Raw genomic sequence first — 26,699 nt, 5'->3', positions numbered from 1 at the left:
AATCCCTCTTTAACGAAAAGGCACCTCAATTGTTCCCGTTTCATGACAATTTCATCGACATTACACACTCTTAATCTGATCACGCATCTTATGACTTGAAATCATGGTTATTTGCCACAATTTTCACCCATCGACCTATTTTCCTTGACTGGAACCTCCCATAGAACAGTTCGCAAGAATGAAGAGGATGCTTGTATGCGTGGCCTGAAAACCTTTATCCCGGCGGTTATGGCCGTGATTGTGCTGACAGCGCCGCTGGTCGTGGCGCAAGAAACCAAAATCGTGCCCGAAAGTCGGCAGGAAATGCAGATGTCCTTCGCGCCGCTGGTCAAAAAGACCCATGGCGCGGTGGTCAATGTCTATGCCGAGCGCATTGTGCAGCGCCGCACCAATCCCTTCGCGGGCGATCCGTTTTTTCAGCAGTTTTTTGGCCAGCGTTTTCCCAATCGTACAGAAAAGCAAACCTCGCTTGGTTCTGGGGTGATTGTTGAATCCAACGGCACGGTTGTGACCAACAATCACGTTATTGAAGGGGCCGACGACATCAAGGTGTCGCTGTCGGATGGGCGGGAATATCCGGTCAAAGTCGTGTTGAAAGACAAGCGGCTGGATCTCGCCGTGTTGAAAATTGATGCCAAAGAAGCCCTGCCAACTTTGAAAATTGCCGATTCGGACAAGATCGACGTTGGTGATCTGGTGCTGGCCATCGGCAATCCTTTTGGTGTCGGCCAAACCGTGACCAGCGGCATTGTTTCGGGTCTTGCCCGCAATCAGGTCACCGACGGCGATTTCGGCTTTTTCATTCAGACGGATGCGTCGATCAATCCCGGCAATTCCGGCGGGGCCTTGATGAACATGAATGGTGAGCTAATTGGTATCAACACCGCAATCTTCTCAAGGGGCGGTGGCTCGAACGGTATTGGTTTTGCCATTCCTGCCAATCTGGTCAAAGTGTTTGTGGCTGCGGCCGATAAGGGGGAGAAGGTTTTCCAGCCGCCTTATGTGGGCGCAACTTTTGAGCCGGTGACATCTGACGTTGCTGACGCGCTTGGCCTGAAAAACGTTCTGGGCGCTCTTGTGGTCAAGACGGTTGACGGCGGCCCTGCCGAAAAAGCTGGTATCAAGGCAGGTCAGGTGATCACGGCGGTCAATGGTCTGGTTGTAGAGCACCCGGATGCGCTGAATTACCGGCTGACCACAGCAGGTCTTGGCAAGCCCGTGGTGCTGACCGTGATTGAAAACGGCAAGCAAAAAGAGATCACGCTGAAGCTGGAAACGGCACCAGAAACCCGCCCGCGTGACGAGCGCACCCTGCATGGCAATATTCCATTCGATGGTGCAACGGTTGGTAATCTTTCGCCGCGGCTGGCCTATGATCTCGGCATGCAGACCGATGCCACCGGTGTGGTGATTACCACCATTGATGAAGGGTCCGTGGCAGAGCGCCTTGGGTTTCAGCCGCATGATATCGTGGTTGCCATCAATGGCACGCCGATTGAATCCACCAAGCAGATGGCTGAAATTGCCAAGGGCAACCCGGCCTTCTGGCGGGTGGAAATTGACCGCAACGGCCAACGCATTCGGCAGATGTTTCGATGAGTGATCTGTTTGCCCCGAAGCTGGATGAGGATATGGCGGCCAAACGGCCGCTGGCGGATCGGCTGCGGCCAAAAACGCTGGCCGAGGTGACGGGGCAAGATCATTTGACCGGGGCAGACGGTGTGCTGGCCCGGATGATCGCATCGGGATCACTTGGCTCGATGATTTTCTGGGGACCGCCCGGCACCGGAAAAACCACGGTGGCACGGCTTTTGTCTGGCGAGGCCGATCTGGCCTTTGAGCAGATTTCAGCAATTTTCTCAGGCGTTGCCGACCTCAAGCGGGTGTTTGAAAGTGCTCGCACACGGCGCATGTCGGGGCGGCAAACCCTATTGTTTGTCGATGAGATACACCGGTTTAACCGCAGCCAGCAGGATAGTTTTCTGCCGGTGATGGAAGATGGCACGGTTATTCTGGTGGGAGCCACCACCGAAAACCCGTCTTTCGAGCTGAATGCCGCTCTGTTATCCCGGGCGCGGGTGCTGACATTCAAGCCCCATGATGAGGCCAGCATCAAGACCCTGCTCACGCGGGCAGAAGAGGTTGAGGCAAAACCCCTGCCTTTGGATGATGCCGCGCGTGAAACGCTGATCCGCATGGCCGATGGTGATGGCCGCGCTGCACTCACCCTTGCGGAAGAGGTCTGGCGCGCTGCCCGTACCGGTGAGGTGTTTGATACCGAAGGCTTGGGCCGCATTGTGCAGCGCCGCGCCCCGGTCTACGACAAGGGGCAGGACGGGCATTATAATCTGATTTCGGCTTTGCATAAATCCGTGCGCGGGTCTGATCCCGATGCTGCCCTCTACTATCTCTGCCGCATGTTCGATGCTGGCGAAGACCCACTTTATCTGGGCCGCAGGCTGGTGCGTATGGCAGTCGAAGACATCGGCCTTGCCGATCCGCAGGCGCTGGTGATCTGCAATGCCGCCAAAGACGCCTATGATTATCTCGGCTCGCCCGAAGGGGAGTTGGCACTGGCGCAGGCTTGCGTCTATCTGGCCACAGCTCCCAAATCCAACGCCGTCTATACGGCCTATAAATCGGCGATGCGGGCCGCTAAAGAGCATGGCTCGCTGCTGCCGCCAAAGCATATTCTCAACGCTCCCACCAAGCTGATGAAGGGCGAAGGCTATGGTGATGGCTATCGCTATGACCACGACGAGCCGGATGCGTTTTCAGGACAGGATTACTTCCCGGAAAAAATGGGTCGCAAGACATTTTACGATCCGCCAGAGCGCGGGTTTGAGCGCGATATTCGCAAGCGTTTGGAATGGTGGTCGAAGCTTAGACGCGAGCGCGGCTAGCAAAGTTGGGGAGAATTTAGAGTGAGCAGTGTTCAATCGGTCAGCCTGTCGCCACGTCACGCTTTCAGCAAAGAGTGTCAGTCGGAAATTACCCTGCTGGAAGGATTGGGGGTAGAGGGGGACACCCATTCGGGTGTGACGGTGCAGCATCGCTCACGGGTGGCAAAAGACCCCACCCAGCCAAACTTGCGCCAGGTGCATCTCATCCATGCTGAACTGCTGGATGAATTGGCCGAGAAGGGCTTTCACGTTGCGCCTGCCGATATGGGCGAAAATATTTTGACCCGCGGCGTCGATTTGCTCTCACTTCCGCGTGGCGCAAGGCTGCATTTAGGCGAGAGCGCAATTGTTGAGGTGACGGGCCTTCGCAATCCTTGCAAGCAGATCAATGACTTCCAGCAAGGATTGATGCAGGCGGTGCTTGATTATGATGCGGACGGAAAATTGATCCGCAAAGCCGGTGTCATGGCCATCGTGCTGGAAGGTGGGCGTGTTTGTCCCGGCGACAAGATCAATATTGTTCTGCCTGACACATCCCACCAGCCACTTGAGCCTGTATAATCAGGCTGTTTTCCGCACTTTCGCGGGTGGGCTGACCATTTTGACCGAGGATTCAGCCAACCCGTGATGTCCCTCCATATCCACAATCAGATGCCAATGGGCGGATTCAGGAACGACAACTTTCACCGGGGCCTTTTTGGCCACGCCGCCCGCATATTTATAATCCAGCCCCTCTTTGAAGCGCTGGAAATTGGGTGCAGTCATCAGCCGCACATTATTGATCGCTGAGAGTGAGATTTCCAGAACTGTGCCGCCGCGCAGTTCTTTCAGATCATAATGGGTAAAGCGAAAGGCTGGCTTTGACATGAATCCTCCTCCCTTTATGAAAGGGTACTTTGTTTTTTGTAGATCTAAAGTAAATCTGCCATCTTAATGAAGTATAAGCGAGGGTGGTGAACTACCCGTAAATAACGACTTAAAATGCGCCATAATAGAACCATGGAAGCGCCCAATTGACGCCCCAAGGTTTCGCTAGAAAGATGTCTCAAATCTCCAGTTGCCCCGCTTCGGTTCTGCCGAGCGGGGTGTTTTTTTAAGAGAGGCTGAAAGAGCGCAAGCGCAAGGCGTTGGACAGCACAAACACGCTGGAGAGGCCCATGGCTGCTGCCGCAAACATCGGTGACAGCAATGTGCCATTGACAGGGTAAAGCGCCCCTGCGGCAATGGGGATCAGCAAGACGTTATAGCCGAATGCCCAAAACAGGTTTTGGCCGATATTGCGGATCACGGCATGGCTGATGCCTATGGCGCGGGCGACGCCATTGAGATCACCAGACATCAGAACCACATCGGCGCTTTCAATGGCGATATCCGAGCCGGTGCCGACAGCAAGGCCGATATCGGCGGACGACAGGGCCGGGGCATCGTTGATACCGTCACCGGTGAAGGCAATTTTGCCAAATTTCTGGCGCAAGGTTTCAATGGCCGCGACCTTGCCATCGGGCAGCACTTCCGCCACCACGGTATCAATGCCAAGTTGGCTGGCAATGGCTTCGGCGGTTTTTTGGTTGTCGCCGGTGATCATTGCCACTTTCAGCCCCAGATCATGCAGGGCTTTGATGGCCTCAGGTGTGCTGTCCTTGATCGGATCAGCAACAGCAATCAAGGCAGCAAGCTTGGCATCCACTGCCACGTAAAGCGGCGTTTTGGCAGCGAGCGCCAACCGTTTGGCCTCCTCCTCAAAGGCACTTACATTAATGCCATTCCGCGCTAGAGCGCGGTCGGCACCAATGACAATGGTTTGGCCGCGAACGGTGCCGCTCACGCCAAAGCCGGGCTCTGCCTTGAAGTTTGTAACCTCCGCACCATCTGCGCCTTCGCTTTTGGCGGCGGCCACAATGGCGGCAGCAATGGGGTGTTCCGAGCGCATTTCCAGACTGCCTGCGAGGGTGAGAATATCACGACGGGAAAAGCCGTCAGCGACGATCAGGTCGGTGAGTTCGGGTTTGCCTTTTGTCAGCGTGCCGGTTTTGTCAAAAGCGATGATTTTAACGTCTTTCAGGGTCTGCAAAGCCTCGCCTTTGCGAAATAACACGCCCAATTCTGCGGCGCGGCCAGTGCCGACCATGATGGAGGTTGGCGTGGCAAGTCCCATGGCGCAGGGGCAGGCGATGATCAGTACCGCAACCGCATTGACCAGCGCATAGCTGAGGGAAGGCGAAGGACCAAGCAGCATCCAGAGGATAAATGTGACCACAGCGGCGGCAATGACGGCGGGCACAAACCATGCGGTAATACCGTCAACCATGCCCTGAATCGGCAGTTTTGAGCCTTGCGCACTCTCGACCATACGGATGATCTGGGCCAACACGGTATCCGCGCCGACTTTTTCCGCCTTGAAACGAAAGGCTCCGTTTTTATTGATAGTGCCGCCGGTGACTTTGCCACCTTTGACCTTCTCCACTGGCACCGGCTCGCCGGTGATCATGGATTCGTCAACGTAGGACTGGCCCTCAATCAGTGTGCCATCTACCGGAATTTTCTCGCCGGGACGAATATCGATCACGTCGCCTACCTTTACCGCGCTGATCTCGATCTCCGTTATCGCACCATCGCGGATCACCCGCGCGGTCTTTGGCGACAGGCCGATCAAGCGTTTGATGGCCTGGCTGGTCTTGCCCTTGGCGCGGCTTTCCAGCGTGCGGCCGAGTAGCACAAGGGTGACAATCACGGCGGCCGCTTCGTAATAGACATGCACCGCATTGGCAGGCATCAGCCCTGGAGCGAAGGTGGCAACCACCGAATAGACCCAGGCGGCAGAGGCACCCATGACCACCAGCGAATTCATATCCGGCGCGAGGCGGGCAAGATTGGGCAGGCCTTTTTGAAAAAAGCCGAGGCCTGGGCCAAACAGCACCGCAGTGGTGAGCAAAAATTGCAATTGCCAGCTATGATCCATGCCAATGGTTTGCATCACCCACATATGCATGCCGGGAATAATGTGTGAGCCCATCTCAATGACAAACACCGGCAGCGTGAGAAGGATTGAGAGAATGGTAAGCCGGGTCAGCTTTTTGGTTTCAGCATCCCGGTGATCCTCGGAGGAAGCATCGCTTGTCTCATGCACAGCCGGATGGCGCACCGTATATCCAGCTTTGGTGATCGCGGCTTCCAATGTTGCTATGTCGGTGTCCGCTGTTCTGGTAACCGTTGCCCGCTCGGTTGCGAGATTCACGGATGCCGAGGTCACGCCTGTAACGGCGGTGAGTGCCTTTTCAACGCGGCGAACGCAAGACGCACAGGTCATGCCTTCGATGTCAAACTCGCTGGTCTCGACCCGAGGTGTGTAGCCGGCTTTGGTGATGGCGCTCAGAACATTTTCCAGTTCCGGCTTTTCAACAAAGCGTACGCTTGCCTTTTCTGTGGCGAGATTAACGGATGCGCTCTCAACCCCAGGTACGCTGCTGATCGCTTTTTCCACGCGCCGAACGCAGGATGCGCAGCTCATGCCATCAATGGCAATGGTGGTTTCGGTGAAGGCATTGGCAGTCATAGGCGTTGTCCTTGTTTGAGGAGTGCCTGCTATAGATAGGGCTTCCCACAGGGGGAAGGTCAAGGGCAATCACCAAGATAATTTTCAGCCGTCTTTATGGATGGCATTGCATTTCGCCAATTGAGGCGGATCGACGCAGCTTGACTTAAGTCAAGGCTCGCAAGCGTTGTTCGTGGAATGACTCCTGCAACAGGGGGTATTTTCATGAAACCTGATTTGGCTGAACCAAAGCCGGCTGAACACACTCCGACTGAATTGGCACCGGGGGGTGTTGAGCAGTTTAACGCCGAAGCCGTAAACTCGGCAAAAAAACGAGAACCGCTCTACGCTGCGCGCAAGAAAATTTTCCCAAAGCGGGCATCGGGCCGGTTTCGCCGGTTTAAATGGCTGATCATGGCCATTACGCTGGGCATTTATTATCTCACGCCATGGCTGCGCTGGGATCGCGGTGCCTATGCGCCGGATCAGGCCGTGCTGATTGATCTGGCCCATCGTCGCTTCTATTTCTTCTTCATCGAAATCTGGCCGCAGGAATTTTTCTTTGTGGCTGGCCTGCTGGTGATGGCAGGTTTCGGGCTGTTTTTGATCACCTCTGCCGTTGGGCGGGCGTGGTGTGGCTATACCTGTCCGCAAACGGTGTGGGTTGATTTGTTTCTGGTGGTGGAGCGCGCCATTGAGGGAGATCGCAACGCCCGCATCAAGCTGGATAGCGCGCCGTGGAGTTTCAACAAGCTGTGGCGTCGGGTGACCAAGCATCTTGTGTGGATTGGCATTGGTGTGCTCACAGGCGGTGCCTGGATTTTCTACTTCGCCGATGCACGCGATTTGCTCAAAGATTTGGTCACCGGCGAGGCAGCACCGATTGCCTATATGACGGTCGCGATTTTGACAGCCACCACCTATGTGTTTGGTGGGCTGATGCGCGAGCAGGTCTGCATTTACATGTGCCCATGGCCACGTATTCAAGGTGCAATGCTGGACGAAAATTCGCTGGTGGTGACCTATAATGATTGGCGCGGTGAGCCGCGTTCGCGCCACGCCAAAAAAATGGCTGCCGCTGGCCAGCCGGTAGGCGATTGCGTGGATTGCAATGCTTGCGTGGTGGTCTGTCCCATGGGCATCGACATTCGCGATGGTCAACAGCTGGAATGTATTACCTGCGCTCTGTGCATCGATGCCTGTGATGGCGTAATGGATAAGACCGGCAAGCCGCGCGGTTTGATCGCCTATTCAACGCTTGCGGAATATAATGGCAATATGGCGCTGGCCACCAGCAATGGTGCAAGCAGCATTGATCCCGCCAAGGTGCGCAATGCGGATGGCACATTTGTCGACACGATTCGCCACTTTAACTGGCGGGTGATTTTTCGGGCGCGCACGCTGCTTTACATCGGAGTCTGGTCAGCTGTTGGCATCAGCCTTCTCGTGGCACTTTTGACGCGCGAGCGGCTGGATCTGAATGTGCTTCACGACCGCAATCCGCAATATGTGCTCGAATCCAATGGATCGATCCGCAATGGTTACACCGTGCGCCTGCTCAACATGATCCCTGAGCCTCGCGATTTGACGGTGACACTGGACGGCTTGCCGGAGGCCACCATGAAGGTGAATGGCATGCAGGAGACACCAACCCGCTCGATTGTTGTGTCCGTGGAACCAGATGAAGCCACCACATTGAAAGTTTATGTGACATTGCCCAAAGGGCAGATCACGGAACAATCGGAAACCTTCCAATTCGTGGTCAGTGATCCATTGTCGGGCGAAAAAGCCGTGAACAAAGCCACATTCAACGCACCCGGGGGCAAGTGATGACAGCAAGAGTGAAAAAGCAATTTGTCTTTACCGGCTGGCACATGCTGGCAACAATCTGCACGTTTTTTGGTGTGATCATCACGGTCAATCTGACCATGGCCTATTATGCCAGCCATAGCTGGAGCGGCATGGTGGTGGGAAATACCTATGTGGCCAGTCAGCAGTTCAATCGTAAAACGGCTGAAATCGGCAAATTGCTGGCCACGGGAATCCGGGGTACGATAAAAATCGATCAAGGCCACATTGCCTATGATCTTTCAATTCCTGATCAGGGGCCAGTGGTGGCCGATGAAGTGGTTGCGAATTTCAGGCGCCCGGTGGGCGAGCATCAGGATTTTTCCCTCACCCTTTTGCCAACTGCGCCCGGCCATTTCGCTGGCAGCCATCCTGTTGATGATGGTCATTGGATTGTCGAAACCATTGCCAAACGTGATGGCAAACTGGTGATGCATGAAGCAAACCGCATTGCGGTGATCAGGGGGCAGCAATGAGCTGCTGTGCAGCCGGAACGGAAGCAACACTTGATCTTGCGCAGTCGGCTGCGCTTTTGCCTTCGAGCGACGAGATAAAGCTGGCGCGTCGCCCCTTGGGCGATGATGTATTTCAGGTCGATTTCAGCGTCCCCGGCGTCTATTGTGGTGCCTGCATTACCACGATTGAAACCGCATTGAAGAGGCTGCCGGTTGTTGAAAAAGCAAGGGTCAATCTCTCCACCCGCCGTGTCAGTGTGGTGTGGAAGGGTGCGGATGAACAGGGCTTTGATCCCGCAGACCTTGCTCGTGCGATTGCGGGCCAGGGCTATGCCTGCCATCTTTTCAGTGCACAGGAAGAGGCCGCTGACCAGCAGCTGAAGCAATTGATCCGTGCCGTTGCGGTCGCGGGCTTTGCTGCCGTCAACATCATGCTTTTGTCTATCTCCGTCTGGTCCGGTGCCGATGATGCCACGCGCGATTTGTTTCACTGGATTTCCGCGCTGATTGCGGCACCGGCTTTGATCTATGCCGGGCGTTTCTTTTATGTGTCGGCGTGGAATGCGCTCAAACATGGCCGCAGCAATATGGATGTGCCCATCGCCATTGGCGTCAGTCTTTCCTATTTTTCGTCGCTGTGGGAAACCCTTCATCACGGTGAACATGCCTATTTCGATGCTACCGCATCTTTATTGTTCTTTCTGCTGATTGGTCGAACACTGGATCATATGATGCGCAATCGGGCGCGCTCGGCCATCAGTGGTTTGGCACGGCTCAATCCGCGCGGCGCAACGGTGGTGGGTGACGATGGCAGCCGCGATTATCGTCTGGTGGATGATATTCGTGTTGGTGAGCACATTGCTATTGCGGCTGGCGAGCGTATTCCGGTGGATGGTGTGGTCCTGGCTGGCCGCAGCGATCTTGATCGCTCGATTGTCAATGGCGAGAGCGTGCCGCAGCCAATTGGTGTGGGCGATGCGGTACAGGCAGGCACCTTGAACCTCACCGGCTCGCTGACCATTGAAAGCACCGCGCAGGCACGGGATTCCTTTCTGTCTGAAGTTATCCGCATGATGGAAGCTGCTGAGGGCGGCAAAGCACATTATCGTCGCATTTCAGACCGCGCTGCCCAGCTCTATGCGCCGGTTGTGCATCTTCTGGCGCTGGCCTCCTTTGTGGTGTGGGGGCTTTATGATGGCGATTGGAAACATGCACTGATGGTGGCCATTGCTGTGCTGATCATCACCTGCCCCTGCGCCATTGGCCTGGCGGTGCCGGTGGTGCAGGTGGTTGCGGCGGGCAGGCTGTTTCAAAAGGGTATCATGGTCAAGGACGGTGCCGCCATGGAGCGGCTGGCAAAGGCCGATGCTGTTGCCTTTGACAAAACCGGAACGCTCACCATTGGCCACCCGCGCCTTATCAGTGACGGTGGCGCAAGCGCAGAGATCTTAGTCATTGCCAGCGGGCTTGCAACTCATTCGCACCATCCCTTGTCGCGCGCGCTCTGCCGCGCGGTTCCGGGCGCGCCTCGGCATTTTGATGCGGTGCAGGAGCTTCCGGGCTGTGGTGTAGAGGCGGAAACTGCACAAGGCCGGTATCGTCTTGGCAATCGCATCTTTGCCGTGGCGCAGGACGGCGACGGCGCAACAAACGCGCAGGCATCAGAGGTCGTCTTGTCTCTCAACGGCAATGAACTCGCCAGCTTCCTGTTTGAGGACAGTTTGCGCCCCGGTGTGGAGCAAACTGTTGCAAAGCTCAAAGCCGAAGGATTGAGCATGGCAATCCTGTCGGGAGATCGGCTCTCGGTTGTCGCGGCTTTGGCAAGCACGCTTGGTATTGCGGAGTATCATGCAGGACTTAAACCTGCGGAGAAGGTGGAGTTTTGCAAGGTCGTTGACGCCAGAGGCCAGCATTTGCTGATGGTGGGTGATGGCATTAATGATGCGCCTGCACTGACGGCGGCCTATGTGTCCATGGCACCGGCCACAGCCTCGGATGTGGGCCGTCAGGCCGCCGATTTTGTGTTTTTGCGCGACAGTCTGGATGCCGTTTCCTTCGCACTTGATGTGTCGCGCCGGGCAGGGCGGTTGATCCGCGAAAACTTTATTCTGGCAATCGGATATAATATTCTGGCAGTGCCGATCGCGCTTTTGGGCTATGCGTCACCCTTGATTGCGGCAGTGGCCATGTCCACCTCGTCCATGCTGGTGGTGGTCAATGCGCTGCGGCTGAACCGGCTGGGTGGCAGTAACGGTGCATTCTCTCAAAAAAGTGACCTTGCCCTATGAATATGCTGATCTATCTCATTCCTATCGCCCTGTTTATGGGCGGTATCGGCCTGGCGGCTTTTCTCTGGTCGCTTAAATCCGGGCAATATGACGATATGGATGGTGCAGCCTGGCGGGTGATTGCACAAGATGACGACAAACCTGACGCCTGACGTTGCCTTTCGCCTTGCCGGATGACCAAAGGAGTGCCAAAACAGCCTCCTTGATTTTTGGTAGATGAATTGGAGCATTCACATGCAACAGGCGGAAATCGGATTGATCGGCCTTGGCGTGATGGGGTCAAACCTCGCGCTGAACATTGCCGAGAAGGGCAATCGCATTGCGGTGTTTAACCGCACCCCCGCCCGCACCCACGAGTTTTTGGCAGAGGCGGGTGATCTGGCCAGCAACATCATTGGTTGCGACACAATTGAAGAATTTGTTGCCGCCATTCGCCCGCCGCGCCCGATCATCATCATGATCAAGGCTGGTGACGCTGTGGATCAGCAGATGGAATTGCTCAAGCCTTATCTTGAAGCCAATGACATCATGATTGATGCTGGCAATGCCAATTTCCGCGATACCATCCGGCGCTTCGACGCCTTGAAGGATTCCGGCCTGACCTTTATCGGCATGGGTGTTTCGGGCGGCGAAGAGGGTGCGCGCCACGGACCTTCCATCATGGTTGGTGGTCTGGAAGAAAGCTGGAAGCGCGTCGAGCCCGTGCTGACGTCGATCTCTGCCAAATTCAAGGGTGAGCCTTGCGTGGCTTGGCTCGGCACGGACGGTGCAGGCCATTTCGTCAAAACCATTCACAACGGCATTGAATATGCTGACATGCAGATGATTGCCGAGATTTACGGCATTCTGCGTGACGGCCTTGGCATGTCTGCCAGCGAAATCGGCGGTGTGTTTGGCGAATGGAACAAGGGTCGTTTGAACTCTTACCTGATTGAAATCACCGAAAAAGTCCTGAAGGCGACGGACCCGATTACCGGCAACCCGATGGTGGACATGATTGTCGATGCTGCTGGCCAGAAGGGCACCGGCAAATGGTCGGTGATCGAGGCGCAGAACATGGGCGTGGCCGCAACCGGCATTGAAGCTGCCGTTGCGGGGCGCGTGTTGTCATCGCAAAAGAAAGAGCGTGTGGCTGCGGAAGGCATTTTTGGCCTGCCAAAGCCTGCTGATAAGCCACACGATGGCATGGCCTTCCTGGCAGATCTTGAAAGCGCTTTGCTGGCTGCCAAAATTGCCGCCTATGCGCAGGGCTTTGCAGTGATGGCGGAAGCCTCCAGAGAATTTAACTGGTCCTTGCCCATGCCAACCATTGCCAAAATCTGGCGTGAAGGCTGCATTATCCGCTCGCAGTTCCTCGATGAAATCACCTCGGCCTTCACCAAGGAGCCGGATGTGGCCAACCTGTTGATCACGCCTGCCTTCGCGCAGATGGTCAAGGAAACCGACGGTGCATTGCGTCGCGTGGTCTCTTATGCGGCACTTTCCGGCCTGCCAGTTCCGGCCCTGTCCTCGGCGCTGTCCTATTTCGACAGCTACCGCCGTGGTCGTGGCACAGCCAACCTCATTCAGGCGCAGCGTGATTTCTTTGGCGCGCATGGCTTTGATCGTGTGGATGGCAAGGAATATCACCACGGCCCATGGGGCAGCGGTGCTGCGATTTACTAAGTGCTTTGAACACTATGACGGCTCAATTCTTCAACGGATTGAGCCGTTTTTCTATGGATAGCGACATGACAAATTCTCTCACGCTTCTTGGCACCAAGGGTGGCCCCGCCATCCGTCCCGCTGGACCAAACCCCACCTCGATGCTGTTGACACTCGGCGGGCGTCGCATGGTGGTGGATTGCGGTTTGGGTGTCGCCCGCGGTCTGGTTGAGGCGGGCCTGTCTTTGAAAGAGCTGGACCTGATTTTCATCACCCATTTGCATTCAGATCATGTGCTGGAGCTTGGGCCGCTGATTCACACTGCCTGGACCACCGGCCTTGCGCACAAGGTGACTGTATTTGGTCCTCCCGGCATCAAGCGCCTTTGGGATGGGTTTCTGGCCTCAATGTCTTACGACATTGAAACCCGCATTGCTGACGAGGGACGCCCCGATTTAAGCGCGTTGGTCGAGTTGATAGAGTATGGTCCCGGACTGGTCTTAGACGCAGATGGATTGCGGGTGGATGCTCTTCGGGTTGATCATCCGCCTGTGACGGATTGTTTTGCTCTGCGCTTAAAGGCTGAAGGCCGCTGTGTGGTGTTTTCGTCTGATACCGCCTATTTTCCGCCGCTTGCCGATTTTGCCTCAGGCGCGGATATTCTAGTGCATGAAGCCATGCTGCCAGACGGGGTGGAAAGCATTATTCGTCGCACCGGCAATGGGGCACGGCTGCGCGAACATCTGCTGGCCTCGCACACTTTGGCCGCCGATGCAGGCCGCATTGCAACATCTGCGAATGTGCGCTGCCTGGTGCTCAATCATCTGATACCTGCGGACGATCCGGATTTCACGGAAGGTCACTGGCGTTCGGCTTTGGCAGAAACATGGTCTGGCGAATTGGTGATCGGTAAGGATGGACTGTCCATTTCCCTTGCTTGAAGAGATCAATCTTCCCACACCGGCTGGCTTACGCTTTGCAACATTTCGGGCTCAGTACCATCAATGCTGGCAATGACCGCTTTTGCGAGTTCACGGCCAGCAATGCGGAAATCTTCGCGTGCGGTGATGATTTGCGGGCTGATCCAATTGAGAATCGGTATCGATTCCTTGGATACGAGATCGAGATCGCGCCCAAGCTGCTTGTCGGCCGCCTCAATACCGGCATGCACAGCAATAGCAGCGCTGCCTGCGGAGCAGACAATGCCATCCGGCGCATCCGGCAGGCGCATCAACTCCTCGGTAGCCCTGCGGATTGTTTCCAGCGAGGCGTCAATATCGATATCAAAGGGCATTTCCATAAGGCCATGGGCGCGAAGCCCTGCGCGAAATCCATCCCGCGTGTGGGTGTAATAGGTCAGCTTGCTGGGAGGGGCCAGCAGTGCAATACGCCGACGCCCCCGCTGGGCCAGTTTCTCTACGGCTTGTCTGGCGAAGGTTTCATTGTCAAAATCATGATAGGGGTGCACGGCGCTGGATGCTGTGCGTCCATGGGCTGCGAAAGGCATGCCCCGCTCCAACAGCAATTTGACACGCGCATCATCCGGCTCGGTGCGCGAGATAATGACGCCATCCGCAGAGCCTGTTTCCAGAATATAACGCACGGCTTGCATCGGATCTTTGCTGTGCGAGTGCGGTGTGACCACGATATGATAGGGCGTGTTGGACAGCACCTCTGAGACACCGAAAATAATCTGGCTGCTAAAGCCCATGATCTCTTCGTCAATGCTGAGCACCAAGGCAATGACATTGGTTTTGCCAGTCCGCAGGCGCACACCGGCGCGGTTGGGCTGATAGCCAAGCTGCCTTGCCACCATACGCACACGTTCTTTGGTGTCCGCACCAATGTCGGGTGCATCCTTCAAGGCACGCGATACGGTGGTGATGCCTAAGCCCGTCATGAAGGCAATGGTCTTCAGGGTAGGGCGCTCCTTTGCAGGGGCGCTGGATTCTATGGCCTTTGTGCTTTGTTTCAGATCGTCGTCCATCGAAATTCCACCTGAAGAAAGCTGTGTTTACACGGGTCGAGCAGTTTTATGCAAGGGGTGACGCGACTGCTCAATCGACGGAAAAGAGAGATAATCTGAAACGTTACAGTTCGAAAGTCCAGTGCTTGAATTGCAGTTCGAACACTTATTGAGGGTGTTTTTAGGAGATTGTTATTGTTGCGATTGCGATGCTGCATTGTGTCAATTTTCCGCAAATAGCTCAAGAATATCGCTTTTTTATCGTGTTGCAGCGCAAGTTTTCTCAAATTTTTTGCCTTTGCGCCCTGCTTGCAGCCAAAAAAATCCACAGCGTGAATAAAAAATGAATTTTTTCTATCTTCATGGTTGCGTGATCTGAAAGTTTGACATAGGTTTTTACTGCAACGTTTCAGTTGGGGAGGAGACCTAATGAATTTCCGGTGCATCGCGGCTGTTTTGGCTGCTACCGTGGCAATGCCGTTTGGCGCGGCCAAAGCTACCGATCTTGAAGTAACCCATTGGTGGACATCTGGCGGTGAGGCCGCAGCGGTGGCCGAACTGGCCAAGGCGTTTGACGCCACGGGCAATCATTGGGTGGACGGTGCCATTGCCGGTTCCGGTGGTACGGCCCGGCCAATCATGATCAGCCGCATTACCGGTGGCGACCCGATGGGTGCCACGCAATTCAACCACGGCCGTCAGGCGCAGGAACTGGTGGAGGCCGGTTTGATGCGTGATTTGACGGATGTGGCGACAAAAGGCCACTGGAAAGATGTGATCAAGCCCGCAAGCCTGCTCGATAGTTGCACTATTGACGGCAAAATCTATTGCGCGCCGGTGAATATCCATTCGTGGCAGTGGCTCTGGCTTTCCAATGCTGCCTTCAAAAAGGCTGGCGTCGAGATGCCGAAGAACTGGAACGAGTTCGTGGCGGCAGCGCCAGCCTTGGAGAAGGCCGGCATTCAGCCTTTGGCTCTCGGCGGTCAGCCATGGCAGGCTTCCGGTCTGGTCGATACGCTGTTGATTTCGCTGGGTGGCAAAGACCTTTATATGAAGGTTTTCAAGGATAAGGATGCCGCAACGATTTCAGGCCCGGAGATGGCCAAAGTTTTCAAGGCTGCTGATGATGCCCGCAAGATGGCGAAAGGCAGCAATGTTCAGGACTGGAATCAGGCCACCAACATGGTCATTACCGGCAAGGCCGCAGGCCAGATTATGGGTGACTGGGCGCAAGGTGAGTTCCAGCTCGCTGGCCAGGTGGCTGGCAAGGATTATTCCTGCTTGCCGGGTCTTGGTTTGAATGAATATCTGACGGCGGGTGGTGATGCTTTCTATTTTCCAAAGCTGAAAGATGAGGCAAAATCGAAGGCGCAGGACGTGCTGGCTGAAACCATTGTTGATCCAAAGGTGCAAGTCGCTTTCAACCTCAAGAAAGGCTCTCTGCCCATTCGTGGCGATGTGGATTTGGCCTCTGCCAACGACTGCATGAAGAAGGGCCTTGCTATTCTGGGCAAGGGCAATGTGCTGCAAAGCACAGACCAGATGCTCTCTGCTGACACACAAAAGCAGAAAGAAGACCTGTTCTCGCAGTTCTTCGCCAACCCTTCAATGACGCCTGAGGCTGCGCAAAAGCGCTTTGCTGAAATTCTGGCGGACGCCGACTAACGCGGCATATTGCGAAACGGGCGATAGCATAAAAAAGCCAAAGCGGGCGTTCCTCGCTTTGGCCTTAGTGCCCGCTTGTTTCAAGATGTTTGCATGTTGAGGCTGTGAGAAGAGGAGCTTGCTCTGATGATGGCCAAGGGCCAAACCGCACGACCAAGCCGATGGCTGCGCAATCTGAATGCAAAAGTTGCATCGATACCGATGATCCTGATCGCAACAGTGATCTTCTTCGGCGGCAGTATCTGGACGGTTGTTTATTCCTTTACCAATTCAAAATTGTTGCCGAGGCTGAAATTTGTTGGTCTCGATCAATATGATCGCCTTTGGAGTTCGGCGCGCTGGATCGTGTCGATCGAGAATCTGGCCATTTATGGCGTGCTGTCGCTGATTTTCAGCCTCGTCATCGGCTTTGTGCTGGCGGCCCTGATGGATCAGAAAATCCGTTTTGAAAACGTGTTCCGCACGATTTTTCTCTATCCCTTTGCCCTTTCTTTCATCGTCACCGGTCTGGTATGGCAATGGATTCTCAATCCCGATTTCGGCATTCAGTCGATCATCCGCGCGCTTGGCTTTACCAGTTTCAATTTTGATCCGCTCTATAATCCTTCCATCGTCATTTATGGGATTCTGATTGCCGGGCTGTGGCAGGGAACAGGTCTGGTGATGTGCCTGATGCTGGCGGGTTTGCGCGGCATTGATGAGGATATCTGGAAGGCCTCCCGCGTTGATGGCATTCCTACCTGGAAAACCTATGTTCTGATTATTATTCCGATGATGCGGCCGGTTTTCATCACCACGCTGGTCATCATCACCAGTGGTATTGTCAAGGTCTATGACCTTGTGGTGGCGCAAACCAGCGGCGGTCCCGGCATCGCCTCGGAAGTGCCTGCCAAATATGTTTATGACTATATGTTTCAGGCGCAAAATCTGGGGCAGGGCTTTGCCGCTTCCACCATGATGCTGCTCACTGTGGCCATTATTGTCATCCCATGGGCCTATCTGGAATTTGGAGGGCGCAAGCGTGGCTGACCGTTCCGTTATCAAATTATCCGATCATATCAGCCCTGAAAAACGCCTGAAAGACGGGCCGCAAGGGGCAAAGCCAAAGCGAATACTTTCTGCGCGCAACATCATGCTCTACGGCATCCTGTTTGTGGCCGCGGTCTATTACCTTTTGCCGCTCTATGTGATGGTGGTAACCTCACTCAAGGGCATGCCGGAAATTCGTTTGGGCAATATTTTCTCGCCGCCGGTGGAGATTACCTTCGAGCCCTGGGTCAAGGCGTGGAGCGAAGCCTGCACGGGTCTCAATTGTGATGGCCTGTCACGCGGGTTCTGGAATTCTGTGCGCATTACCCTTCCTTCCGTCGTCGTATCGATTTTGATCGCGTCGGTCAGCGGCTATTCCCTTGCCAACTGGCGCTTTAAAGGGGCCAATCTGTTCTTTGCCATGCTGGTGGTCGGTGCCTTCATTCCCTATCAGGTGATGATCTATCCGATTGTTATCATTCTGCGGGAAATGGGCGTCTATGGCACTTTGACGGGATTGGTGATTGTTCACAGCATCTTCGGCATGCCGATCCTGACATTGCTGTTTCGCAACTATTTCTCCTCGCTGCCGGAGGAATTGTTCAAGGCGGCGCGCGTGGATGGGGCAGGGTTCTGGCAGATTTATTTCCGCATCATGTTGCCCATGTCACTGCCGATTTTCGTGGTGGCCATGATTTTGCAGGTCACAGGCATCTGGAACGACTTCTTGTTCGGCGTGGTGTTCACCCGGCCAGAATATTACCCGATGACGGTGCAGCTCAACAATATCGTCAACTCCGTTCAGGGCGTGAAGGAATATAACGTCAACATGGCGGCGACGATTTTAACGGGTGCCGTTCCCCTGATTATCTATTTCGTCTCTGGGCGCCTGTTTGTGCGCGGTATCGCCGCTGGCGCTGTGAAGGGGTAAGTTATGAATACCAGTGTTTCTATCCGCGATCTTTCTTTGAGCTTTGGTGCCGTGACGGTGCTGAAAGACCTCAATCTCGACATTGGCGATGGCGAGTTTCTGGTGTTGCTCGGCTCATCCGGCTGTGGCAAATCCACGCTTCTCAATTGCATTGCCGGTCTTCTGGATGTGTCGGAAGGCCAGATTTTCATCAAGGACAAAAACGTCACATGGGAAGAGCCCAAAGACCGGGGCATCGGCATGGTGTTTCAGTCCTATGCGCTCTATCCGCAGATGACAGTGGAGAAAAACCTCTCCTTTGGTCTGCAAGTGGCAAAAATGCCCAAGGATGAGATTGATCGACGGGTGGCGAAAGCCTCCGAAATTTTGCAAATCGGCCCGCTTCTGAAGCGTAAGCCCGCCGAGCTCTCCGGTGGTCAGCGCCAGCGTGTCGCCATTGGCCGCGCATTGGTGCGCGATGTTGATGTGTTTTTGTTTGACGAGCCGCTCTCCAATCTTGACGCCAAATTGCGTGCTGAACTGCGGGTGGAAATCAAGCGGCTGCATCAACAGCTGAAAAACACCATGATCTACGTGACCCATGATCAAATTGAAGCCCTGACGCTGGCAGACCGCATTGCCATTATGAAAAGCGGGGTTATTCAGCAGCTGGCTGATCCGATGACGATTTATAATCGGCCTCGTAATCTTTTTGTTGCAGGCTTCATTGGCTCGCCATCGATGAATTTTTTCCGCGGCGTATTGAAAGAAAAGAACGGCGCGGTGGTGTTTTCCAGCGGTGGCGTTGATTTTGATCTGCGCGGCTATGATGCGGAAACGTCGCTGGTGGCGGGGCGCGAGGTGGTTTTGGGTATCCGGCCCGAGCATATTGCGGTTGATGGCGACATTGCCTCGGTTGAGCAAACCCATTCGGCGACAGTGGATATTGAAGAGCCGATGGGGGCAGATAACCTGCTGTGGCTGAAACTCGCCGGGCAAAGCCTGTCGGTGCGCATCGCAGGAACGCGGCGTTACGCGCCGGGCAGCTCTGTCAATCTGGCTTTTGATATGTCCGTCGCCTCGCTGTTTGATGCGAAGACCGAAGAAAGGCTTTGAGGGCGAAGGAGGTGTTTCTCTCCTTTGCTTCAAACTCCATCCGCCTGATTTTCAAGGAAACGCAGAATGTCTGAGACGGCTCTCGATCTATCCGGCCTTTGGCAGCTTGCCACATCGGATGGCAAACATGCCTGCATTGCCGCTATTCCCGGCGATGTTCACAGCGCACTTCATGTCGCCAAAATCATTCCCGATCCCTACTTTGGCCGCAATGAAAATGACGTGCAATGGGTGGCTGAAGCCGATTGGGTGCTGACGCGCAGCTTTAGCATCGATCATCTGGAGGGTGACTGGTATCTGGATATTGATTATCTCGATACTGTGGCCGTGGTGTTCATCAATGATATTCCAGTGCTGTCAGCAGACAATTGCTTTCGCCGCTACCGCCCGGATATCAGCGCTGCATTACAGCCCGGTGAAAATACCATTCGAATTGTCATTCATTCCAGCATCAAGGCTGGGGCCGAGCGGCAGGCGCGACAGCCGTTTTACGTGCCCTATTCCACCGGAAATTCACCGATTGCCAATGGCAATATGCTGCGCAAACCGCAATGCCATTTTGGCTGGGACTGGAACATCGCGATAGCACCGCTTGGCCTCTATGGCACCGTTGCCATTCGCAAGCTCGACCCGGCGCGCATCGAACATGTGGAGACAGAGCAATATCACCACAGCGATGGCCGGGTGACGCTTAAGGTCAAGGCAACCCTCTTTGCCAGCCAGCCCGCCGTGACCCCGGTGTATTTTACCCTTGATGGTGAGCGGGTGCGGCTGGATTGCGGGATCAATGCCGGTGAAACCAACATTACCCATGTGTTTGACATTGAGGATCCAAAACTCTGGTGGCCCGCAGGCAGCGGTGAGCAGGTGCTTTATAGCCTGAGCGTTGAAGTGCCGGGAGAAAAGGTTGAAAAGCAGATTGGCCTTCGCACCATTGAGCTTTTGACCGACGCGGACGAGGCGGGCAGCCGTTTTGCCTTCAAGATCAATGGACGCGAGATTTTTTGTCGTGGTGCCAACTGGATTCCCGCCGACGCTGTTTTTTCCAGATCATCGCCCGCGAAAACCGAAGACCTGCTGCAATCGGCTGTTGATGCTCACATGAACATGATCCGCGTTTGGGGCGGCGGTTTTTATGAACCGGACTGGTTCTATGATCTGTGTGACCGCATGGGGCTCTTGGTTTGGCAGGATTTTATGTTTGCCTGCAACCTCTACCCTTGCACTGAGGATTTTCTCGAAAACGTTGGTCATGAGGTGGAATATCAGGTCCGCCGTCTGTCGTCACATCCCTCTATTGCGCTGTGGTGTGGTGATAATGAATTGGTGGGCGCACTGACATGGTTTGAGGAAAGCCGCAACAATCGCGACCGCTATCTTGTGGCCTATGATCGGCTCAATAGAGTGATAGAGCAGGGCGTCAAACGTGCTTTTCCGCAAGGTCTCTGGTGGCCGTCCAGCCCGGCATCGGGCTATCTCGATTATGGCGATGCATGGCACGCCGATGGCTCTGGCGATATGCACTATTGGTCCGTCTGGCACGAAAACAAGAGCTTCGACAATTACCGCAGCGTCAAACCGCGCTTTTGCTCGGAGTTCGGCTTTCAATCCTACACCTCTTTGCCGGTGATCGAGACCTTTGCGCGTCCGGAAGATATGAACATTGCTTCGCCGGTGATCGAGCTGCACCAGAAAAACGCAGGCGGTAATGAGCGGATTGCTGGCACCATGTTCCGCTACTTCCGCTTTCCGAAAGATTTTGCCAATTTTGTCTATCTCAGTCAGATCCAGCAGGGCTTGGCGATCAAGACAGCGGTGGACTATTGGCGCTCGCTCAAACCCCATTGCATGGGCACGCTCTATTGGCAGCTCAATGATACATGGCCGGTCGCCTCGTGGGCCAGCCTCGATTACGGCGGTGGCTGGAAGGCCATGCATTACATGACGCGGCGTTTCTTTCAGCCAGTGGCCGTTGCTGCTATTCCAAGCGAGGATGGCGCAAAGCTGCACTTCTCCGTGGTCAATGACACAGCCGATGCCGTGACGATCGATCTGTCAGTGTTTGCGGTAACGCTGGATGGAGAACGCAAGCAAATCAGCTCTGTTGAAGGATTGTGCGGGCCTGACAAGGCAGAGACACTGACCAGCCTGAGTGTCAGCGATATTGCTGATGATACGCTAATTTTCTGGGTGTTTTCGACATCTAACGGCATGAGCGGCGAGGGGCATCATTGTAAAAGCACCTACAAGGCGCTTGATCTTGCGCCCTCAGGGCTGATGCTCGATGTGAAACTCATGGACGACGGCTCTTTCGAGCTGGTTGTTGGCGCTCGCGGTCTTGCCTTGTTTGTGATGATCGAGAGCCACACGGCTGGACGCTACAGCGACAATGCATTTGATCTGACTGCGGGTGCGCAGAGACGAGTGATCTTCACGCCTGCCATGCGTTTGCCTTCAGGGACTGTGCCAGAATTCACTCTATACGACCTTTATTCGTGTCAGGCCATGCGCTGATTGGCTGGCTAAAGACTGTTGCAATGTTCTGCTCATGCGTCGCGGGAGGCGCGTGGCCGATTTGAGGAGGAATACCAATGACGAAGCTTGGATTTCAAATGTATAGTGCGCGCAATTTTCAGCCCTATTCGGGCGTTATGAAAAAGCTTGGCGCTGCGGGCTACAGCCACGTTGAGGGTTTTGGTGGCATGTATGGTGACATGGATGCAGCCGGGCTTAAAGCGCTGCGCGCAGAGCTGGATGGGAACGGCCTGACCATGCCAACCGGCCATTTCGGCATTGATATGCTGGAAAATGACACAGGACGGGTTTTTGAAATTACCGAAACACTGGGCATTAAGGCGATCTATTGCCCTTATCTGATGCCTGATCAACGTCCAGGTGATGCCGCTGGCTGGTTTGCCTTTGGTCAGCGGCTGGAAGCGGCAAGCAAGCCTTTCGTTGAGGCGGGCCTGACCTTTGGATGGCACAATCACGATTTTGAATTTGCCACGCTATCGGATGGCTCCACGCCGCAGGAGCAGATTTTTGCCGGTGGCCCAAGCCTGAAATGGGAAGCAGATCTTGCCTGGGTTGTGCGCGGTGGTGCCGATCCATTCGCGTGGATTGAAAGCTACGGCAAACGTATCACCGCAGTTCACGTCAAGGATATTGCGCCTGCGGGCGAAAACACCAATGAGGACGGCTGGGCCGACGTGGGTCACGGCACCGTCGACTGGAAGGGGCTTGTTGACGCTCTTAGCAAATTCAATGTCGATCATTATGTGGTTGAACACGACAACCCAAGTGACATTGACCGATTGATCACGCGTTCAATCGCATCCTTCAATTCCTATTGATTTCAAAATATTAAAGAGGTTTCATTAGATGGAACGCGAACTTGGTGTCGGCATCATAGGATGCGGCAATATCTCGACGGCTTACTTCACGCTTGCGCCCTTGTTCAAGGGAATCAAAGTGGTGGCATGCAGCGATATCAATATGAATGCAGCTGAGCTGCGGGCTGAAGAATTTGGCGTCAAAGCGCAGACGGTAGATGAATTGCTGGCCAATCCGGAAGTGGATGTGGTGGTTAATCTCACCATTCCAGATGCCCATTATCCGGTCTCCAAACAAATTCTGGAAGCAGGCAAGCACGTCTATTCTGAAAAACCATTGGTGCTCAGTCTTGAACAGGGCGAGGATTTGCGCCGTATCGCCAAGGAAAAGGGCCTGTCTGTTGGCTGCGCTCCCGATACGTTCTTGGGCGGCTCCCACCAGCTTGCCCGTCAATATATCGACCAGGGTGGCATTGGCCGCGTCACCTCCGGTACCTGCCATGTGATGAGCCCCGGTATGGAAATGTGGCATCCCAACCCGGACTTTTTCTTCCTGCCCGGCGGCGGACCAATTCTTGATCTTGGGCCTTACTATATCGCCAATCTGATCAACCTGATTGGTCCGGTAAAGCGCGTTGGTGCTTTGACGTCCATGGCCAGCGAAACACGCACCATCACCAGCGAGCCGCGCAATGGTGAGACCATCCCGGTCAAAACCCCTACAAATATCCATGCGCTGCTGGAGTTTGTAAACGGTGCGACCATCACGCTCTCGGCCAGTTGGGATGTCTGGTGCCACCGCCATGCCAATATGGAGCTTTACGGCACGGAGGGCTCGTTGTTTGTGCCCGATCCGAATTTCTTTGGCGGCGTGGTGGAAGCCACGGGCCGCAACAAGGAAATCAAGCCGCTCGACGTGTGGGATCATCCGTTCGGCATTGACAATCAGGAAAGCCTGCAAGGTCCACGCGCCAATTACCGCACAGCGGGCCTTGCCGATATGGCGCTGGCTATTCTGGAAGGGCGCGACGCCCGCTGCTCGCTCGATCGCGTGCTGCATGGTGTGGATGTGATGACGGCCATTCTCAAGTCTGGCGCGACGGGCGAGTTCATTACACTTTCCACGACATGTACCCAACCTGCTGCACTTGGCGTAGAAGAGGCACGTGCCTTGTTAAAGTAGGTGTTTGACGATGGGGCGAGACCAATCGCCCCATCACCAACAAAGGGAGATAACCATGAGCTGGCTACCGGCTGAAAATCGCTATGAGCGAATGACTTATAATCGCTGCGGCAATACCGGCCTCAAACTTCCGGCCATTTCGCTGGGTCTCTGGCATAATTTTGGTGATGATACCCCGCATCAGACCAAGCGCGATATGTGCCGCGCGGCCTTTGATCTGGGCATTACCCATTTCGACCTCGCCAACAATTATGGCCCGCTGCCGGGCTCGGCGGAGCTGGCCTTTGGCGAAATCCTTAAGACGGATTTCCATGGCTTGCGTGATGAATTGGTGATTTCGTCTAAAGCGGGCTATCGCATGTGGCCCGGCCCATATGGTGAATGGGGCAGCCGCAAATATCTGATCTCGTCCTGCGATCAGAGCTTGAAGCGCATGGGTGTCGACTATGTCGATATTTTCTATTCGCACCGTTTTGACCCCGATACACCGTTGGAAGAAACCTGCGGAGCACTGGATCATATCGTTCGCTCTGGCCGGGCCCTTTACGTTGGCATCTCCTCTTATAATTCGCAGCGCACCCGTGAGGCGGTGGAGATCATGAAGGGTCTGGGAACGCCGCTGATCATTCACCAGCCAAGCTATTCCATGCTCAATCGCTGGGTGGAAGATGACAAGCTGCTGGATACGCTGGATGATGTTGGCATGGGCTCCATCGTGTTTTCGCCCTTGGCGCAAGGCATGCTGACCACCAAATACCTTCAGGGCATCCCAGAAGGCAGCCGGGCCGCGCAAAGCAAGTCGCTGAAGACGGAATTTATCCGCCCGGAGATTATCGACAATATCGCCAAGCTCAACACCATTGCCGAAAAGCGCGGTCAGACGCTGGCGCAAATGGCCATTGCCTGGGTGCTGCGTGGCGGGCGTGTAACCTCCGCCCTGATCGGTGCCAGCCGGGTTTCGCAGATCGAAGATTGCGTCAAAGCGCTCGACAATCGTGATTTTACCGACGCAGAACTGGCCGAAATCAATCTGTACGCCAAAGAAGCCGACATCAATCTCTGGGCCAAATCCGCCGAGCGGGATTGATTGTAATTTCTACCCTGCGCCGCAAAACCGTGGCGCAGGGTTTGTTTTTCTGGGAGGAGAGACCATGATCATCAATCCTATTCTGCCGGGCTTTAACCCGGACCCGTCGATTTGCCGGGTGGGCGATGATTATTACATCGCGACATCGACGTTTGAATGGTATCCGGGTGTGCAGATCCATCACTCGCGCGATCTGGTCAACTGGACCTTGATCCGCCGACCTTTGGAGCGCAAAAGCCAGCTGGATATGCGCGGCGATCCCGATAGCTGCGGCATCTGGGCTCCCTGCCTGTCCTATGCCGATGGGCTGTTCTGGTTGGTGTATACCGATGTGAAGCGCTACGACGGCAGCTTCAAGGATGCGCCCAATTATATTGTGACCGCTCCCAGCATTGAGGCCGAGTGGTCCGATCCGGTCTATGTCAATTCCTCTGGTTTTGACCCGTCGCTGTTTCACGATGATGATGGCCGCAAGTGGTTCGTCAACATGCATTGGAACCACCGGCCTGAGGCCCATAACACTGAGGGCGATAACCCGGCCTTTGATGGCATTCTCTTGCAACAGTGGGACGCTGCCAGCAAAAAGCTGGTTGGGCCTGTGCATAATATTTATCGCGGCACAGAGCTTGGATTGGTAGAGGGGCCGCATCTTTTCAAGCGCAATGGCTGGTATTATCTCACCACCGCAGAGGGCGGCACGGGTTATGATCATGCCGTGACCATGGCGCGCTCGCGCACCATTGAAGGGCCTTATGAGACCCATCCGGAAAAATATCTCATCACCTCCAAAGACAGCCCCAAGGCCCCGCTTCAGCGCGCCGGTCACGGTCAATATGTCGAGACCCCTGACGGCCAAGCCTATCACACCCATTTGTGCGGCCGTCCATTGTCGCCTTATCGGCGGTGCACGCTGGGGCGTGAAACGGCTTTGCAAAAGTGTATTTGGAAGGATGATTGGCTCTATTTGATTGGCGAAAGCCCTGTGCCCGCCGTGGAGGTAACGCCGCCGGTACCAACAGAGCTGAAGTTCAAGCCGCAGCGCGTTGATTATCTATTTGATCAACCAAAATTGCCAATGGATTTTCAATGGTTGCGCACGCCAGAGCCTGAGCGGATTTTCTCTCTTTCTGAGCGCCCAGGATTTTTAAGACTTTATGGTCGTGAAAGCATTGGCGCGTGGTTTGAGCAGGCTCTGGTGGCCCGCAGGCAGGAGCACCACAGGTTCCGCGCTGAGACGCGGATTGAGTTTGCGCCCGATACGTACCAGCAGGTCGCAGGCCTGACCCATTATTATAATCGCTATAAACTCCATGCTTTGGCCGTAACCTGGCATGAGACACTGGGCAGGGCGCTCACAATCCTGTCTTGTCCGGGAGACTATCCGGCTGGTAAGCTGGTTTTTCCCATTGGCTCAGGCATTTCTGTGCCAGACGGCGCGCTGGATTTGGCCATGGAGGTCATGGAGAACGACCTGCATTTCTTCTGGCGGCCTGCGGGAGATGGGCCTTGGCAAGATATTGGTGAAGCGCTGGATGCCGGTGTGATTTCCGATGAAGGAGGGCGTGGCGAGCACGGCTCGTTCACCGGCGCTTTTGCTGGCGTTTTTGCCTTCGACTTAACCGGGCAGGGAACGCCCGCTGATTTCGAGCGCTTCGCCTACGAGGCACGCTGATGCGCCGTGCGGTAGAACCTACGCAGTAGGTTCTACCGCATAATTTTCTCCTGAAATCGATTCTGATTT

General features: G+C 54.9%; 21 protein-coding genes. 18 read left to right on the top strand and 3 right to left on the bottom strand.

Annotation, left to right across the window (positions count from 1 at the left end):
• The first annotated feature begins 195 nt into the window (after positions 1–195).
• The 3 genes from E6C51_RS04625 to E6C51_RS04615 are packed head-to-tail and all read left to right on the top strand — an operon-like array spanning position 196 to position 3,464.
• The gene (locus E6C51_RS04625) at positions 196–1,599 is read left to right on the top strand and encodes a DegQ family serine endoprotease (protein WP_190235203.1); all 1,404 of its coding nucleotides are present in this window, start codon (positions 196–198) and stop codon (positions 1,597–1,599) included.
• Complete coding sequence (locus E6C51_RS04620; protein WP_190235202.1) at positions 1,596–2,903, top strand: replication-associated recombination protein A; 1,308 nt, start codon at positions 1,596–1,598, stop codon at positions 2,901–2,903. The genes E6C51_RS04625 and E6C51_RS04620 overlap by 4 nt, the downstream gene beginning before the upstream one ends.
• Positions 2,904–2,924: 21 nt before the next feature.
• Complete coding sequence (locus tag E6C51_RS04615; RefSeq protein WP_190235201.1) at positions 2,925–3,464, top strand: MOSC domain-containing protein; 540 nt, start codon at positions 2,925–2,927, stop codon at positions 3,462–3,464.
• Here E6C51_RS04615 and E6C51_RS04610 read toward each other — a convergent pair whose 3' ends face one another.
• Together E6C51_RS04610 and E6C51_RS04605 are read right to left on the bottom strand one after the other, a co-directional pair.
• Positions 3,465–3,770, bottom strand: coding sequence for a DUF1883 domain-containing protein (locus E6C51_RS04610; RefSeq protein WP_190235200.1), 306 nt, complete (start codon positions 3,768–3,770; stop codon positions 3,465–3,467).
• A gap of 226 nt (positions 3,771–3,996) precedes the next feature.
• Complete coding sequence (locus E6C51_RS04605) at positions 3,997–6,456, bottom strand: heavy metal translocating P-type ATPase (protein WP_190235199.1); 2,460 nt, start codon at positions 6,454–6,456, stop codon at positions 3,997–3,999.
• 204 nt (positions 6,457–6,660) lie between these two features.
• On the opposite strand from E6C51_RS04605, the gene ccoG reads away from it, so the two are divergent.
• The 6 genes from ccoG to E6C51_RS04575 all read left to right on the top strand — a co-directional run bounded on the left by ccoG (position 6,661) and on the right by E6C51_RS04575 (position 13,611).
• Positions 6,661–8,265 (top strand): cytochrome c oxidase accessory protein CcoG, encoded by a 1,605-nt coding sequence (gene ccoG, locus E6C51_RS04600; RefSeq protein ID WP_190235198.1) that lies wholly within the window; start codon positions 6,661–6,663, stop codon positions 8,263–8,265.
• The gene (locus E6C51_RS04595) at positions 8,265–8,759 is read left to right on the top strand and encodes a FixH family protein (RefSeq protein ID WP_190235197.1); all 495 of its coding nucleotides are present in this window, start codon (positions 8,265–8,267) and stop codon (positions 8,757–8,759) included. The genes ccoG and E6C51_RS04595 overlap by 1 nt, the downstream gene beginning before the upstream one ends.
• Positions 8,756–11,026, top strand: a complete 2,271-nt coding sequence (locus E6C51_RS04590; protein WP_190235196.1) for a cation-translocating P-type ATPase — start codon at positions 8,756–8,758, stop codon at positions 11,024–11,026. Before E6C51_RS04595 ends, E6C51_RS04590 begins: the two co-directional genes overlap by 4 nt.
• Complete coding sequence (ccoS, locus tag E6C51_RS04585) at positions 11,023–11,178, top strand: cbb3-type cytochrome oxidase assembly protein CcoS (protein WP_146929577.1); 156 nt, start codon at positions 11,023–11,025, stop codon at positions 11,176–11,178. Before E6C51_RS04590 ends, ccoS begins: the two co-directional genes overlap by 4 nt.
• 82 nt (positions 11,179–11,260) lie before the next feature.
• Positions 11,261–12,691: an NADP-dependent phosphogluconate dehydrogenase gene (gene gndA / locus E6C51_RS04580; RefSeq protein WP_146929580.1), complete on the top strand. Its 1,431-nt coding sequence runs from the start codon at positions 11,261–11,263 to the stop codon at positions 12,689–12,691.
• Positions 12,692–12,756: 65 nt separating this feature from the next.
• Complete coding sequence (locus tag E6C51_RS04575) at positions 12,757–13,611, top strand: MBL fold metallo-hydrolase (RefSeq protein WP_190235195.1); 855 nt, start codon at positions 12,757–12,759, stop codon at positions 13,609–13,611.
• Positions 13,612–13,616: 5 nt separating this feature from the next.
• Here the strand turns inward: E6C51_RS04575 and E6C51_RS04570 are convergent, their stop codons facing one another.
• A complete protein-coding gene (locus tag E6C51_RS04570) occupies positions 13,617–14,657 on the bottom strand; it encodes a LacI family transcriptional regulator (RefSeq protein ID WP_146929586.1) in 1,041 nt (346 codons plus the stop codon).
• A gap of 408 nt (positions 14,658–15,065) precedes the next feature.
• Between E6C51_RS04570 and E6C51_RS04565 the strand changes: the two genes are divergently transcribed.
• The 9 genes from E6C51_RS04565 (at position 15,066) to E6C51_RS04525 (ending at position 26,630) form a co-directional block, all read left to right on the top strand.
• Positions 15,066–16,301 (top strand): ABC transporter substrate-binding protein, encoded by a 1,236-nt coding sequence (locus E6C51_RS04565; RefSeq protein WP_146929589.1) that lies wholly within the window; start codon positions 15,066–15,068, stop codon positions 16,299–16,301.
• Between the two features lie 126 nt (positions 16,302–16,427).
• Positions 16,428–17,330 carry a carbohydrate ABC transporter permease gene (locus tag E6C51_RS04560; RefSeq protein ID WP_190235194.1) on the top strand — a complete coding sequence of 301 codons (903 nt, stop codon included), beginning with the start codon at positions 16,428–16,430 and terminating at the stop codon, positions 17,328–17,330.
• 10 nt (positions 17,331–17,340) lie between these two features.
• Positions 17,341–18,261 carry a carbohydrate ABC transporter permease gene (locus E6C51_RS04555; RefSeq protein ID WP_186827668.1) on the top strand — a complete coding sequence of 307 codons (921 nt, stop codon included), beginning with the start codon at positions 17,341–17,343 and terminating at the stop codon, positions 18,259–18,261.
• 3 nt (positions 18,262–18,264) lie between these two features.
• Positions 18,265–19,356 (top strand): ABC transporter ATP-binding protein, encoded by a 1,092-nt coding sequence (locus E6C51_RS04550; RefSeq protein ID WP_190235193.1) that lies wholly within the window; start codon positions 18,265–18,267, stop codon positions 19,354–19,356.
• Between the two features lie 66 nt (positions 19,357–19,422).
• On the top strand, positions 19,423–21,870 hold the full coding sequence (locus tag E6C51_RS04545) for a beta-mannosidase (protein ID WP_190235192.1): 2,448 nt from the start codon (positions 19,423–19,425) through the stop codon (positions 21,868–21,870).
• Positions 21,871–21,947: 77 nt separating this feature from the next.
• Positions 21,948–22,709 carry a sugar phosphate isomerase/epimerase family protein gene (locus tag E6C51_RS04540; RefSeq protein WP_190235191.1) on the top strand — a complete coding sequence of 254 codons (762 nt, stop codon included), beginning with the start codon at positions 21,948–21,950 and terminating at the stop codon, positions 22,707–22,709.
• 28 nt (positions 22,710–22,737) lie between these two features.
• Entirely contained in the window at positions 22,738–23,871 is a 1,134-nt protein-coding gene (locus E6C51_RS04535; protein WP_190235190.1) for a Gfo/Idh/MocA family protein, read from the top strand.
• A 55-nt stretch (positions 23,872–23,926) separates the two neighbouring features.
• Entirely contained in the window at positions 23,927–24,958 is a 1,032-nt protein-coding gene (gene mgrA / locus E6C51_RS04530) for an L-glyceraldehyde 3-phosphate reductase (protein WP_146929611.1), read from the top strand.
• Between the two features lie 64 nt (positions 24,959–25,022).
• Complete coding sequence (locus E6C51_RS04525) at positions 25,023–26,630, top strand: glycoside hydrolase family 43 protein (protein WP_190235189.1); 1,608 nt, start codon at positions 25,023–25,025, stop codon at positions 26,628–26,630.
• The last annotated feature ends 69 nt before the right edge of the window (positions 26,631–26,699 follow it).

Source organism: Gillisella terrae (genome assembly GCF_004801395.1).
GTDB classification, from domain to species: domain Bacteria; phylum Pseudomonadota; class Alphaproteobacteria; order Rhizobiales; family Rhizobiaceae; genus Allorhizobium; species Allorhizobium terrae.
The sequence above is the reverse complement of the archived record's forward strand: the minus strand, read 5'-3'. Positions and strand labels throughout refer to the sequence as shown.